The organism is Microcoleus sp. Pol8_D6 (assembly GCF_036700965.1).
GTDB lineage: Bacteria > Cyanobacteriota > Cyanobacteriia > Cyanobacteriales > Microcoleaceae > Microcoleus.
On sequence record NZ_JAUBPW010000052.1, the window covers coordinates 1 to 15,951 of the forward strand.

The window sequence follows — 15,951 nt, forward strand, 5'->3', positions numbered from 1 at the left end:
TTTTACTCGGCATTGACTTTTCATAAATATGGTTATATTGTATAATACAATATGCGTTTTAAATGCACAACAGCTTATGCCAAATTCAAATAATCAAGTTTCATCAAGTGCGATCGCCTTTATAGATACTCAAGTAGAAAATTATCAAAGTTTGATTGCCGGAGTAAAGCCGGGTACGGAAGTAGTCGTTTTGGATGGGAATAAAGATGCGATCGACCAAATTACTGATATTTTAGCTCTTCGTACTAATATTGACAGCATTCACATCGTTTCTCACGGTGCTCCGGGTAGCTTGCAACTGGGCGACGTTCGCTTTAGTTTAGATGATATAGAGTGCGATCGGGATTCTCTACAGCAATGGTTTTCGCCACAAACCGACTCAAGGAGCAAAAATCGACCTAATATCCTCCTCTACGGGTGCTGTGTAGCAGCAGGCGAGACAGGAAAAGCATTTGTCAAACGCTTGAGTGACTTAACCGGGGCAAGAGTTGCGGCTTCCCACAACCTCACCGGAAGTGTAGCAAAGGGCGGGGACTGGGAACTAGAAGTCAGAACCGGGAAAATAGAAACCCCGCTGGTATTTGAAGCCGAAGTATTAGCAGCTTACGAGTATGTTTTGAATACTTTTGGTGCTGCGACTAATTTTCCCATAACCTACAGTCTCCGTAAAGTTGCGACTGCGGACTTTAACAAAGACGGCAATCTTGACCTAGCCTTTGCCACCACTGGAGAGAATCGCAACGTCTCGATCGCATTGGGAGATGGCACTGGCCAATTTGGCGCTGCCACTAATCTTAACACCAGTCCGCCAAGCGCTGTCACTACCTGGTCTGTCGCTGTAGGCGACTTTAACCAAGACGGTAATTCTGACTTGGTTACGGCCAATTCTTCTACTAACGACGTTTCTCTCCTGTTAGGAAATGGCGATGGCACTTTTGGTGCAGCCACCTACTTTGGTGGGGTGTTAGGTCCCGCTAGCGTCGCTGTGGGAGACTTCAACGGGGATGGCAATTTAGATTTAGCTACAGTCAATCAAACCTCTAACAACGTCTCCATCTTGCCGGGTAATGGTAATGGTAGTTTTGGCGCAGTCACTAATTTGAGCTTGGGGTCAGATTATTATTCAAATCCCTATTTTGTGCTTGTCGGCGACTTTAACAAAGATGGCAAGTCTGACTTAGCGACAGCGAACGTTGGTTATAATAACAGCGTATCAATCCTGTTGCAGAATGCTAATAGCACTTTCGGCGCCGCCACTAACTTTACCGTTGGAAATAGCCCTAAATACATTGCTGTAGGAGACTTTAACGGGGACAACAATCCTGACTTAGCAACCAGCAATGAAACCTCAAACAACGTATCAATACTGTTAGGAGATGGCACTGGAAGCTTTAGTGGAGCTACCAACTTTAGCGTTGGAACACAACCCCTTGCTATTGCTAGTGGTGACTTCAATGCAGATGGAAAAGTCGATTTAGCCACAGCCAACAATGGATCGGGCGATGTCTCCGTCTTGTTTGGAAGTGGCAATGGCAGCTTTGCGACTGCCACTAATTTTATTGTGGGAACCAATCCCCAAGGTATTATTGTAGGCGATTTTAACAAAGATGGCTTATCTGATTTAGCTACGGCGAACTTTGGCGGTCAAAACACCTCGATTCTGCTAAATACAACCCCGGCGGTAAATTTCGGTGCTGCAACTTACAGTGGCACTGAAGGAACTGCGGATACAGTAGTCAATATTCCCGTTACTATCAGTGCCACTCCCTTAAGCGATGTAGTTGTACCGATCGCAATTAACCCCAGCAGCACAGCCACCACTTCAGAGTACACAATTTCGCCTACCACTGTTACTTTCCCCGCCGGCACTACTACTCTCACTCAGAATGTTGCTGTCACGATCACACCTGACAGTATTCCTGAGAACGATGAAACAGTAATTCTCGACATTGGCATAATTACTACTGGAAACTTGGTTGGTACAACAAATCAAGCCACACTGACTATTGCAGCTAACCAGCCAATTTCTTACGCCATTGCGGCTGATATTCCCAGTATCGTCGAAGGCAATACTGACACAACTCCCGTAACTTTTACCGTGACTCGCAGCGGTGGCACAGATGTAGCAAGTAGCGTCAATTATACGATCGCCGGAACTGCTACAAACGTCAGCGATTACAACCGCATCGGCGACACTTCTGGGGCAACGGGTATTAGCGGGACAATCAACTTTGCTGCGGGTGAAGTTTCTAAAACTATCACATTAAATGTGGTAGGCGACGGATTAGTAGAACCCGACGAAACAGTTGGGGTTACGCTATCGAATCCTGTTGCACCTGGGCCGACACCTACCACTACTACTGCAACTGCTACAACTACCATCACAAATGATGACACAGCAGGTTTCAGCATTGCACCTACGAACATCACTGCTACCGAAGGCGGCGCAACTGGCAGTTACAAAGTCAAGTTAACTTCGGAACCGACGGCACCGGTTAATATTAGCTTTAATACGGGCAATGCAATTAGCCCGATCGCCACACCGATTACTTTTGACAGCACTAACTGGAATGTCGATCAAACTGTCACTGTTAGTGCGATCGACGACAGTGTAGCACAAGGAACCCACAGCGGCACGATCGCTCACACAGTTACCAGTACCGATGCCAGTTATAACGCCAAAGCGATGCCCGATGTTACGGCATCAATTAGTGATAACGATAGTCCCGGTGTTTCCATTGTGCAATCGGCAGGCAGTACAAATATTGCTGAAGGCGGTGCAACGGCTACCTACGGAGTGGTTTTGACTACCGCACCTGCTGCCAACGTTACGATTAATTTTGACACTGGGACTCAAATTAGTGCGATCGCACCGATTACCTTCGACACGACTAACTGGAATGTGGCGCAACCAGTCACAGTCACGGCTACAGACGATGCGGTTGTGGAAGGGCCGCACACAGGCAGTATTTCTCATACGGCTGCTAGTGCTGATAGTAAGTATAGTTCGATCCCGATTCCGGGCGTGACAGTGGCGATTACTGATAACGATGTAGCACCGCCGACACCGACACCAGTCACTCCGACACCAACGCCGACACCCGTCACTCCGACACCAACGCCGACACCAGTCACTCCGACACCAACGCCGACACCCGTCACTCCGACACCGACACCAGTCACACCGACACCAACACCACTCACTCCGACGCCGACACCGACACCAGTCACTCCGACGCCAACGCCAGTCACTCCGACGCCAACGCCAGTCACACCGACACCAACACCAGTCACTCCGACGCCGACACCGACACCAGTCACTCCGACGCCGACACCAACACCAGTCACTCCGACGCCGACACCGACACCAGTCACTCCGACGCCGACACCGACACCACCGCCAACTGCTGGTACGATCGACACACAGAAGAATTGGTGCGGCGTAGAAGCTGGATTGGATAAACTTCAGAAAATTCTTGACAACCAATTACAGGCAGTTAACCTACCCATTGTCGGCCCACTGAAGAACATTTCCCCAGATTTTATTAGCAACTTCAAGACTAAGCTAGTCGATGCAGTTAAAAATGGGGCAAATCAAAGTATCAGTCAGTTAGAAAGTAGCATCCGCACAGCACTTGGGCCAGATTTCACAGTCGCTCTAACTGGGAATTCGACACCTGATGAAAACACGTTGCTAATTACCCTTGGCAAACAATATCAGTTTCCCGACATCAATCTCTCTAAAAACTTAGGAGTACCGGCATTAAGCTTAGATGTAGATGGGAAAGCCAAATCAAAATACAACTACAATTTGTCCCTAGGAGTTGGTGTTAGTAAAGATTTCGGCTGTTACATAGATACTGACAAAACCAAGTTAACCGCCAACATTGACTTCGGCCTAAATGACCAATTCAAGACAAAAGGCAACTTAGGCTTTTTCCAAGTAGACCTCGCCAACGATCCCAAAAAACCGACTAAAGTCGATGCCAACCTCGAAGTCAAGCTGAAGGACTTAGACAATCTTGGTGGGCCCAATGATGGCTCTCGCCTCACCCTGCCAGAACTGCAAGGTAACTATCAGTTCAAAGACTTATTCAATGCCAACTTAAAGAGCAATGCCAATCTCGGTCTCACCGCAAAGACCAGCATCAACGGCAATGCTGCCTTCCCCTCCTATAACTTCGACTTAGCAGTTAATTGGCCGATCCTAAATTACGCTAACGGTCAATTAACCGGGCCGCAAAAGCCCGCAGTTGCATTTAACAATATGCAACTAGATTTGGGGACATTTGTAAACAACTTTGCCAAACCAGTGATTGGTAAAATTTCCGATGTCATTAAACCATTTCGACCAGTTATCAACTTGCTGAATGCCGACACCAAGTTACTGTCTAAACTAGGGATAGCGGGGCCGTTTGATAAAAATAAGGATGGCAAAGTTAGCGTACTAGAACTGGCAGCAAAAATCTCTGGTCGCGATATCGATACTCGCTTTTTAGATGCAGTTGCCAAGGTTGATAAAGTTGTTAGTTTGGCAAACCAAATAGCAAACTCTCCCGATAAAATCGACTTGGGTTCCTACACTCTGGGGAATATAGATGTTACCGCTCAAAGTGCTAATCTTCAGAATGCTTCCCCAGTGCCAAAAACTGCTGTACAGCAAACCGCTAAGCAACAAATTAACTCCAAAACAAATGGCAAGGTCAAGGAATTTTTAAATGCTTTGCAAGACATTGATGGCTTTGATGTGCCACTCTTGACCAAACCGCAAACCGCGATTCAATTGCTGATAGGTAAACCGGATGTTCCGGTATTCACCTATCAGATGCCCAAACTGGGATTTAACTTTAATATTCGGAAAGATTTTCCGATATGGGGGCCCATCAATGGTTTACTTGAAGGCAAGTTTAGTGCTTCAGCTCATCTAGGATTTGGGTACGATACCTACGGATTAAACCAGTGGAAAAACTCGAATTTTGCTGCGGGTTCTGCTGGCAAAGTTTTGGATGGATTCTATGTAAGCGATCGCGAAAATGCTGACGGCACAGGACGAGATGTTGACGAACTCACACTTGACGCTAGTATTGCGGTGGGTGCTGGGATAGACGCGAAAATTGTCTCCGGTTATGTCAAAGGTGGAATTCAAGGAAAAGTCGGCATCGATTTGATAGATATTGGAGAATTTCAGCCCAAAAAAGGCGGTGACGGCAAAATCCGAACATCGGAAATTACTTCCCGCATCAGCAAACCCTCGCAACTGTTTGATGTAACAGGAAAAGTCAATGCTTTTTTGGGTGCTGAAGTTAAGTCAATTTCAGTTAAAATCTGTAAGAAAACTATTCCAGCAGTAAAAGTTTGGACGCCGTTCGGTCGCAAAACCATCACCCCTGAATTCAACCTACCTTATCCCTGCGGATTAGATTACAAAAAAGTCTACGATAAGAGCTTTGCCACATTTGAGTTAGCTAAGTTTAGTTTAGGACCGAGTTCTAGCACTAGGGGCAAAGCAATTAACGGTTACATGGCCGGGGCGACAGTCTTCTTCGATGCCAACTTTAATGGAATCCAAGATGAAAACGAACCGTTTTCAATTACTAACGCAGAGGGCAGCTTTGACTTAGATGTCTCTCTTGACCAATTCGACAAAAATAATAGCGGCGACCTTGAACCGGATGAAGGCAAAATTGTACTGATAGATGGCATCAATACCTCTACTTATTTGCCACAGCAAACGCCCCTATTTGCCACACCAGATGCTACTGTCGTCACTCCGTTAACTACCCTATTGACCCAGTTAATCGAGCAAGGTACTGACCCTAATCAGGCGCAAATTCAAGTAAAATCTGCACTGGGAGTGTCGTCAGGAATTGACTTGACTAGCTACGATCCGCTACAGGCAATTACTCAAAACGACCCGAACGGTTTGGCGGTTTATGCAGCACACGCTCAGGTACAAAACACCATTGTTTTGATAACTGATTTAATTAGCGGTGCTTCAAATACCGCGAAAAATGAGATTGCCGATCGCGTAATTTCCGCCGTTGCCAATCAAATTAAATCTGGCACTGTCGATTTAAGCAATTCAACGCAATTGCAGGCCATTATTGAGTCGGCGACAAGCCAACTGCAAGTACCGCAAGTATCTAGTATTGCTTCGGATGTTGCCTCTATTATTGCCGAGGGAAATCAGCGAATTGGTGCGATCGCCTCCAGCAATTCCTCGCCCTCAGATGCCGCCACAGAAATCGCCCGCATACAAAAAGTCGCACAAGGAGAAGTATCCCAAGATTTACTGCAAGTTGCAGCCGGAAATAAGACGATTCAGTCGGCAATTTCCGAAAATACTGGTGCATCTCTAAATACCAAAATTCAGTCGGCAACAGCTAACAATCCCACAGTCCGCAATACCTTAGATACTGATGAGTCTAGCGCACCATCTACACCCGATGAACCATTCCCAGAAAGCGGTATTGAATTCGTTAAAGATGGGGAAAATACTACCGAAAGCACCGATGGCGATGATACCCTCATGGGCAGCGCTAGCGATGATATATTGCGCGGTAAAAAAGGGAATGACCTGTTGTTTAGCCTTGATGGGAATGATTGGATGAATGGCAATCAGGGGAACGACTTAACAGATGGTGGAATTGGGGACGATACGCTTTATGGCGGAAAGGGTTTTGATACTTTGACTGGTGGTGCCAGCAGTGACTTCCTTTCTGGCAATCGAGGTGAAGATATCCTAATTGGTGAAAAAGCCGACGATACTCTCTACGGCGGTCAAGGCAATGATATTCTGCTAGGAGGTCAGGGTAACGATTTCCTCAGCGGCGATTTGGGCCAGGATACCTTAGTAGGGGATGTAGGCAATGATAAATTCTTACTCTCTACCAATTCTGGTATTGATACAATTGATGACTTTGAAGTCGGTCAAGACTTGTTAGTATTGGGTAACGGGTTGAGTTTCTCGCAATTGGCAATTGCCGAAGATAGCGGTTCAACTTTAATTCGGTTTGCCCAAACAGGGGAGATTTTAGCTTCTCTCAGTAGTGTTTCTGCTAGCAATATTAGTGCGGTTAATTTCGGATTGCTTTAAGAAAGATGTGGGTTCAAGCACTTATTCTATCGGACTTTCAAGTAAGTACGTGAAGCGAAGCTATCCCGTAGGGAATCCCCCCTAAAGATGGTAGGAAATAAGTTTTAGGGGCGGGTTTTACCAAAAATAATTGCCTAAAACCAATTATCTCGTAAACCCGCCCCCACCCTTGCCCGAAAATCCGCCAGGGGTTGAAGCTAACGGCGGAATCCCATCGCACATCTGTATCAAAAATCCCGCTCTTAATATTTCAGTCTAATCACACTTGCTATTGAACAGTTTTTGTGTCATATTCTCCACCTCGATATCGCTCATCCGCAATATTTTTTAATAAAATTCCCCAACTTTATCAAAACTTTAATTAAATAGGGGTTTATAAAGAAAACTTTATATAGATTTTCTCAAAAAACAGTTATTGTTACTACAACCTTGAGAAAGTGTTTCCGATGTAATTCGCGAAACAGGGGAATCATTGTCTTTTTTTTAGCTATTAGTAGGTGCAGTATGCCAAATTTAAATAATCAAGTTTCACCAAATGCGATCGCCTTGATTGATACTAAAGTAGAAAATTATCAAAGTTTAGTCGCTGGGGTAAAACCGGGTACGGAAGTAGTCGTTTTGGATGGGAACCGGGATGCGATCGACCAAATTACTCAAATTTTAGCTCTTCGTACCAATATTGACAGCATTCACATTGTTTCTCACGGTGCTCCGGGTAGCTTGCAACTCGGCGACGTTCGCTTTAGTTTAGATGATATAGAGTGCGATCGGGATGATCTACAGCAATGGTTTTCGCCACCAACCGACTCAAGGAGCAAAAATCGACCGAATATCCTGCTGTACGGGTGCTCAGTAGCAGCAGGCGAGACAGGTAAAGCATTTGTCAAACGCTTGAGTGAGTTAACCGGGGCCTTTGTTGCCGCTTCCAAAAACCTTACGGGAAGTGTAGCAAAAGGTGGCGACTGGGAACTGGAAGTCAGAACCGGTTCAATAGAAACGCCGCTGGTATTTGAAGCCGAAGTATTAGCAGCTTACGAGTATGTTTTGAATAGTTTTGGTGCTGCGACTAATTTTGGCGCAGGGTCAGGTCCCAGAGGTATTAATGTAGGGGATTTCAACGCTGATACTTTCCCAGACTTGGTAGTAATTAACCAGAATGACGACAACGTTTCAATTTTGTTAGGGAATGGCACAGGGGGTTTTGGCACAGCTACCAATTTTGCCGTAGGTTCAAGTCCGCTTTACGTCACCTCGGGACTGTTTAACAATGACAATTTCCCCGACTTAGCAGTAGTAAATAGTAGTAATATCTCAATTCTGTTAGCAAATGGTACTGGTGGCTTCTATTTAGGTAATGATTTCAATGTGGGTAATACTCCCCTTTCCATAGCTGTGGGGAACTTTAACACCGACACTTTCCTCGATTTAGCAGTGGTAAACGCTAATCCTCAAGGTGCTTCTGGTAGCGTGTCAATTTTGTTGGGGAATGGTGCTGGCAGCTTTGGGGCTGCCACTAATTTCAATGTTGGTGCGATTCCTGGTTCCGTTGTTGTAGGCAACTTTAACACTGACAGTTTCCCCGATTTAGCGGTTGGCAACAGCTTCTCTAATAATGTCTCAATTCTGTTAGGAAATGGTACGGGCGGATTTGGTGCAGCTACTAATTTTGGGGGTGTGCCAACTCCAAATTCGATCGCCACTGGGGACTTTAACGGAGACACTTACCTCGACTTGGCCACAGCTAATGGCAGCTCTAACAGTGTCTCAATTCTATTGGGAAATGGCACAGGCGGCTTTGGCGCGGCCACTAATGTTAGCGCGGGGGCAGGGCTTTCCGGGATTGTTGTGAAAGACTTTAGCGGAGATGGCATACTTGATTTAGCAGTAACAGGAACCAGCGGCGCTGCAATTTTAGTAGGCAACGGCAATGGCGGTTTTAGTGCACCGATTAACTTTGCTGCGGGAACAAGTCCAACTTCCATTATTTCAGGCAACTTTAACGCTGACACTCTCCCGGATTTGGCAGTAGCGAACAACGGTTCAGATAACGTTTCGGTGCTGCTAAATACACCCAATACGGTATCCTTCGTTCCTCCCAAAATAGGTAACACTTACAACGTTAATGAAGGCACCACCGACACAGTAATTGATGTCCCGGTTACTATCAGCGGTGGCACTCCCTTAAGTGATGTAACTGTACCAATTGTCATAGATCCCAGCAGCACTGCTACTCAAGGTGCAGACTACACTCTTTCAACTACATCCCTTACTTTCTCTGCAGGCACTACTACTCTCCCCCAGAATATTGCCGTAACTATTAAAGCTGACAATATCGTTGACAGTAACGAACAATTAGTTCTCAATTTTGGCACAATTACAGGCGGTGTCGCCGATGCAAGTCAAGGAAAAGTGGCAATATTGGACAGGAATAGTTCTTATTCAATTGTCGCCGACAATCCCACAGTTACCGAAGGCAATTCCGGCGCTACTCCTGCCACATTTACTATTACTCGCAGCGGCAGCACGGAACTTTGGAGTACCGTAGATTATGCCATTACCGGCACTGCGACTAACGGCACTGATTACAACAATATCGGCGGCACTTCTGGCGGAACGGCTGCCACTGGTAAAATCAGTTTTGCTGCGGGCGAAACATCCAAGACTATTACTTTGGATGTGTTGGGAGATGGCAATATAGAACCGGATGAAACTGTTGCCATTACTTTATCAAATTCAGTTTCACCGGGTGGCGCACCGACTATTGCGACACCTACCGCTACGGCTACTATCAAAAATGATGACACTGCCGGCATCACTGTCAGTCCAAAGGCCATATCAACAACAGAAGTTGGCGGTAAGGCAGAATTTACAGTCAAATTAAACGCTGCACCAACAGCTAACGTTACCATCGATTTGAGTGGTTTCAATCCAGCAGAGGGAACAGTTTCTCCTAATAGCTTAACTTTCACTCCCGCTAGCTACAGTGAACAAACAATAACGGTGACTGGGGTTGACGATGCGGTAGCTGATGGCCCTCAAGTTTACAAAATTGTCACGGCTGCTGCTGTGAGTACCGATGCTAATTACAATAACCTCGATCCTGATGATGTCACCGTCACCAACAGTGACAATGAAACTCCGGGAATTACAATTAATCCGACGGCGGGATTAACTACGGGTGAAGATGGCACAAAGGCTAACTTTACTGTGGTTCTGAATACTCAGCCGACTGCTGATGTGACTATCGGTTTGAACCCGGATAATGTTGCCGAGGGAACTGTTTCCCCTGCTAGCATAACTTTCACTCCGGCTACCTGGAATACACCGCAGCCGGTGACAGTAACAGGGGTTAACGATAGCATTGCTGACGGCAATATTGACTACAAAATAGTCACAGCACTTGCTGTTAGCGACGATCCGAATTATAAGCTAGATGCAGCGGATGTTAGCATTACCAATAAAGACGATGATACCGCTGGTATTTCTATTACTCCCACGCAAACAACTGCTACAGAAGACGGTGCAAATGGCAGTTATGAGCTCAAGTTAACGTCGCAGCCGATCGCCCCTGTTACCATTAACTTTAATGCCGGAAGTCAAATAAATGCGATCGCGCCTGTTATCTTTGACAGCACGAATTGGAATGTTGCCAAAACAGTCACTGTCACCGCTACCGATGACAGCAAAGCCGAAGGTACGCACAGCGGCACGATCGCTCACACTGTTACCAGTACCGACACTAAGTATACTGGCACAACAATTCAGGATGTCAATGTAGCGATTACCGACAACGACACAGCAGGTGTCAGCATTACACCTACGAGCACAACTGCTGCTGAAGGGGGTGTGAATGGCAGTTATGGCATCAAGTTAATGTCGCAGCCGATCGCCCCTGTAACTATCACTCTCACAACAGGTAATCAGATAGAGGCGATCGCCCCTGTGACTTTCACTGCTGATAATTGGCAGACGGCTCAAACCGTTACGGTGAAAGCTGTTGACGATACGATTGTCGAAGGCGCGCACAGCGGCACTATTGCTCACAGTGTGAGTGGGGGTGATGCTAAGTATAATGTGGTTGTGGTGCCAGGGGTGACAGTGGCGATCTCTGATAACGATGTAGCGCCAGTGCCAGTAGTTGTTGATCCGCCATTAGTCGTCGATCCGGTAGTAGTCGTCGATCCGGTAGTAGTCGTCGAGCCGCCAGTAGTCGTCGAGCCGCCAGTAGTCGTCGAGCCGCCAGTAGTAGTTGAGCCACCAGTAGTAGTTGAGCCACCAGTAGTCGTCGATCCGCCAGTAGTCGTCGATCCGCCAGTCGTTGTCGATCCGCCAGTCGTTGTCAATCCGCCAGTCGTTGTCAATCCGCCAGTCGTTGTCGATCCGCCAGTAGTAGGAAGTCCTGGCATTGTTATTAGTCCGGCATCGGGATTAGTAACTACAGAAGCAGGTGGCACAGACCAATTCACCATCAGACTCAACAGCCAACCTACTGCTGATGTGAGAATTGATTTGCGTAGCAGCAATGAGGCAGAGGGAGTAATTTCAACGGAATCGATTACCTTCAATTCTGTTAATTGGAATCAGTGGCAGACTGTTACGGTAACGGGTGTGGACGATCGAGTATTTGACTTCGATAAGACTTATAAGATTGTCACTGCCCCTGCTGTGAGTGCGGATAGTAACTACAACGGCCTCAATGCACCGGATGCGACTGTTGTTAACAGGGGTAACACCATACCGCCATCTAACGCTCGGATTGCTGGTGGTCCTACTATCGATCTGCCTCTTAGTGGTGATCCCACCGTAAGTTTTTCCCAAGCTACTTACAAAGTCAAGGAAAGTTCCACAGGAGTCGTTCAGGCAGAAATTACTCTCACTCGCACTGGGACTGCCGAGGAGCTAAACAAAATTTCCAGGGCGTACATACAACCTGTTACTGGTGGTTCAGCGACTTTGGGAACAGATTGGAAATTTGCCTCCAGTTACTCTGGTCAAGTCACCTTTAACCCAGGTGAAAATACTAAAACTTTCACAATTGAAATCTTACCGGATAGTCAAGCTGAGGGAACAGAAGAAATCGCGTTTCGGATTGCTAGTGCGGATAATGCCAATATTGGTACTCAAAGCTCTACCAACTTGCAAATTTTGGATAAAGTTTTCACCAACGAACTCGCCGATCTGAAGATACCTGGTTTTGTCGGCCCTAATGCTTGGGGAGACTTCGACAATGACGGCGATTTGGATTTGTTGGTGATGGAAGGAGGTAGTTCAAACTCATTTTCTTTTCCCCGATCGCAATACATCCCGAAAGTGTACAGCAACGAAGGTGATCAAGGCTTTAAACCAATTGATATAGGGCTGCCTACCGTTTACGGAGGTGTGATTCAGGAAAATGGGAAGAATCATGATTCCAAACCTTCTGCTACCTGGGGAGACAGCGACAATGATGGCGATCTCGATATCTTGCTCACAGGCGTAATTAATGAAGGAGACACCTCTGGTTCGCCACGCTACACCCCCATCACCAGACTGTACCGGAACCAAAGGACTGATAGCACTATTCCCAATTACCCAACCTCCATCGACACCACTAAATTTACTCTAGATACGAGGGTAAAGCTGCCTGGTATTTTCAGCGGTTCCGCGGCTTGGGGAGACTACAACAACGATGGCAGAAAGGATCTCGTACTCACAGGTGACACAAGTTCAGGATACATCGCCAAAGTGTTTCGCAACGAACCCATTGGTTTTAACAACGGCAGTATCTTTAACTACGCCCTTACCTTTGAGGAGGAGACGGGGGCTAGCTTGCCCGGTGTTATTGGCAATGCGGCCTGGGGAGACTACGACAACGATGGCAAACCCGATATCTTGCTGACAGGGGACACTGCTCTAAAAAGCGACCCCAAGCCAAATTACATCGCAAAATTGTATCGCAACACTGGCAATGGCTTTACCGAAAAGCCACTGCCGCAAAATCCAAACCCCCAAGAACCTATTATTTACGGTGCATGGGGAGACTCCTACGGCGATGGCAAACTAGATATCTTGCTTACAGGTGGATCGTCGCGTCCAAATGAATTGAACTACGGCCGTACCAGATTCCTCGCAAACAATAGCTATGGGGATACTACTAGCTTTCAGGAAGCTTACACATTCGGGTATGGTGGTAGTCCTGGTGCGTGGGGAGACTACGACAACAATGGCAAGCTGGATATCCTTGTGACAGAACTGGGTGATAATTCGGGTTCCAGTGCCGCCAAAGTTTACGAAAGAAATGATTCTGGCAGCAATTTTGAACTCCTCAAGGATTCAGGGCTGCCTAATAATGTTGCCAGCCCTAGTTCTTGGGGAGATTACAACAAAGACGGCAGACTCGATATTGCACTCACGACAAGAGATGATTCATCTTTTCCGGGTGGCAGCTTTGTCAAAGTCTACCGCAGCAACACCCCTGATGCGAACACCCGACCCTCTGCACCTCAACCTCAATTTTTACAGTCTAATACTATTTCAGAAGAAGGAGTTGTATTAAGTTGGCGGCCAGCACAGAGTAGTACCTCAATCGACAGTAAAACTCTGGACTCTAAAACTCCTGATCGGGGTTTAAGTTACAACCTGCAAGTTTGGACTACTCGTCCCAATCCCAACGGTGGTGATAAGCCCCCCATTAAAGAGTACATTGTTGGCCCCATGTCCGGTGATGACGGAACTCGGCAAGTAGTGCAGTTGGGGAATGTCAACCAAGCCAAGATCAACCAAAACTACGGGGAGTACAATTGGCTGCTCAAGCCAGATTACTTAATCCCTGGACAAACTTATAACTGGAGTGTACAGGCGATCGACGGTGCTTGGGCGGGTTCACCCTTTGCCCAAGGAGAATTTAAAGCCCCCGATATCAAACCAACCCTCACTATCACTGCTACAGATCCAAATGCGGCGGAAACAATCCCTGCAACCGAAGAACCCAATCCTGGAAAATTCACTATTACCCGTACTGGTGGCAACCTCGCTAAGCCGCTGGATGTCTATTACAAAGTGGATAATCGGCTCGATAATATAAGCTACACTCCCATACCTGATACTGCTATACCCGGTATAGATTACCAATTGCTTTCCGAGTCCGGTGAGCCCTTGCAATCTAACGAGTCCGGCAACTTTGTCACCATTCCAGCCGGTAAACGCAGCGTCAACCTGGTTGTCAAGGTCAACGACGATAACCTGGTAGAAGGCGACGAGAAAGTTTTTATCACCTTACATTCTGACTACTCCCAAAAGATAGGCGATCCCTCTCGTGCTATTGTGACGATCGCGGACAACGACCCCAACAACCCGCCGTTTGGAGGTACTGTTATTGACGGCTATATAGACGGTGCAACTGTGTTCTTAGACGCCAACAAAAACGGCATCAAAGATACCAATGAACCATCAACTACTACTGACAGCAACGGTAAATTCAATCTCAACATCCCCTTCGAGACATTCGACACCAACAAAAACGGAGAAATCGACCCATCAGAAGGCACTCTAGTAGCCACAGGAGGCATTGACACCGCCACCGGATTACCCCTAGAAACACCAGTCACCGCACCACCTGATTCCACAGTTGTCACCCTCCTAACAACCTTAGTCGCCGACTTAATCGACAAAGGAATTGAACCAGAAGAAGCACAATCTTTAGTCAAAGCCGCCCTTTCTCTCCCCGCCGATGTTGACCTAACTACCTTAGACCCCATAGAAGCCACCAACAACAACATACCGGGCGGCGTCCAAGTCTTATCCGCAATGGTGAAAGTCCAAAACTTCATCACCCAAACCAGCGCTTTGATTGACGGTGCATCCAGTGCAGCCAATACCGATATTGTCAAAGCTGTTGTCAGTTCAATTACGGCTCAAATTCAATCAGGTACAGTCTTAAACCTCAGTAATGCAGCCGCTTTAGAACCAATCATTCAGCAAACAGCCGCTAAAATCCAGCAAATAGACCCCAGTTTCAACAGTCAACAACTCAGCCAAATTACCTCGCAATCGGCGACAGTAATGGCAACAGCCAATCAACGCATTGATGCGGCTGTCTCCAACCCAACAGCAACATCAATTCCTGAATCACTTGCCCGCCTCCAACAAGTAGCCTTGGGCCCAACAACTCAAGACTTCAAATCAGTTGGTGCAGGAAATAAACCTATTTCCCAGGTAGTTGCTGACAATACTGGTACTGCTTTAGATAGCAGAATTGAAGCTGTCATCTTGCCTGTTGGGATTGCCACTCCTGTTGTCAGCGGTGATGCAGATTTGGGCAGCAATTCCCCGAATGCAATTCTCGGTACCAATGGCGACGATATCCTGACTGGCGACAGCGCGAATAATGTGTTGATGGGGATGAGGGGCAATGATTCCCTTGATGGCGGCATTGGAAATGACTCGGTTTTCGGTGGCAAAGGTAGCGATACAATCCTGGGAAGTAGCGGTGATGATGTTTTATTTGGCAATCGCGGTGCTGACATTTTGAATGGCGATGATGGTAATGATATTCTCTACGGAGGTAAGGGAGATGATTTGCTCACGGGCGGTTTAGGAATTGATAGTTTGATAGGAGGAAGGGGAGTAGATAAGTTCTTACTCTCTACCAATTCCGGTACTGATACGATTACTGATTTTGAAGTCGGTAAAGATTTGTTAGTATTGGGTAACGGGTTGAGTTTCTCGCAATTGGCGATTGCTCAAGATAGCGGTGCAACATTAATCCGGTTGGCACAAACAGGGGAGATTTTAGCTTCTCTCAATGGTGTTTCTGCTAGCAGTATTAGTGCGGTCAATTTCGGATTGATTTAAGAGCGATTTCGGGTCAAGCAATT

Annotated in this window: 2 protein-coding genes; both read left to right on the forward strand. The window is 46.7% G+C overall.

Going from position 1 to position 15,951, the window contains the following annotated elements:
• Nucleotides 1-76: 76 nt before the first annotated feature.
• A complete protein-coding gene (locus tag QUA10_RS19880; protein WP_333084299.1) occupies nt 77-7,096 on the forward strand; it encodes a DUF4347 domain-containing protein in 7,020 nt (2,339 codons plus the stop codon).
• 504 nt (nt 7,097-7,600) lie between these two features.
• Nucleotides 7,601-15,928 (forward strand): DUF4347 domain-containing protein, encoded by an 8,328-nt coding sequence (locus QUA10_RS19885; RefSeq protein WP_333084298.1) that lies wholly within the window; start codon nt 7,601-7,603, stop codon nt 15,926-15,928.
• The last annotated feature ends 23 nt before the right edge of the window (nt 15,929-15,951 follow it).

Bases quoted from the DNA above. Each gene is read 5' to 3' on its own strand.
- QUA10_RS19880 (WP_333084299.1), top strand. From the start codon at position 77: ATGCCAAATTCAAATAATCAAGTTTCATCAAGTGCGATCGCCTTTATA.
- QUA10_RS19885 (WP_333084298.1), top strand. From the start codon at position 7,601: ATGCCAAATTTAAATAATCAAGTTTCACCAAATGCGATCGCCTTGATT.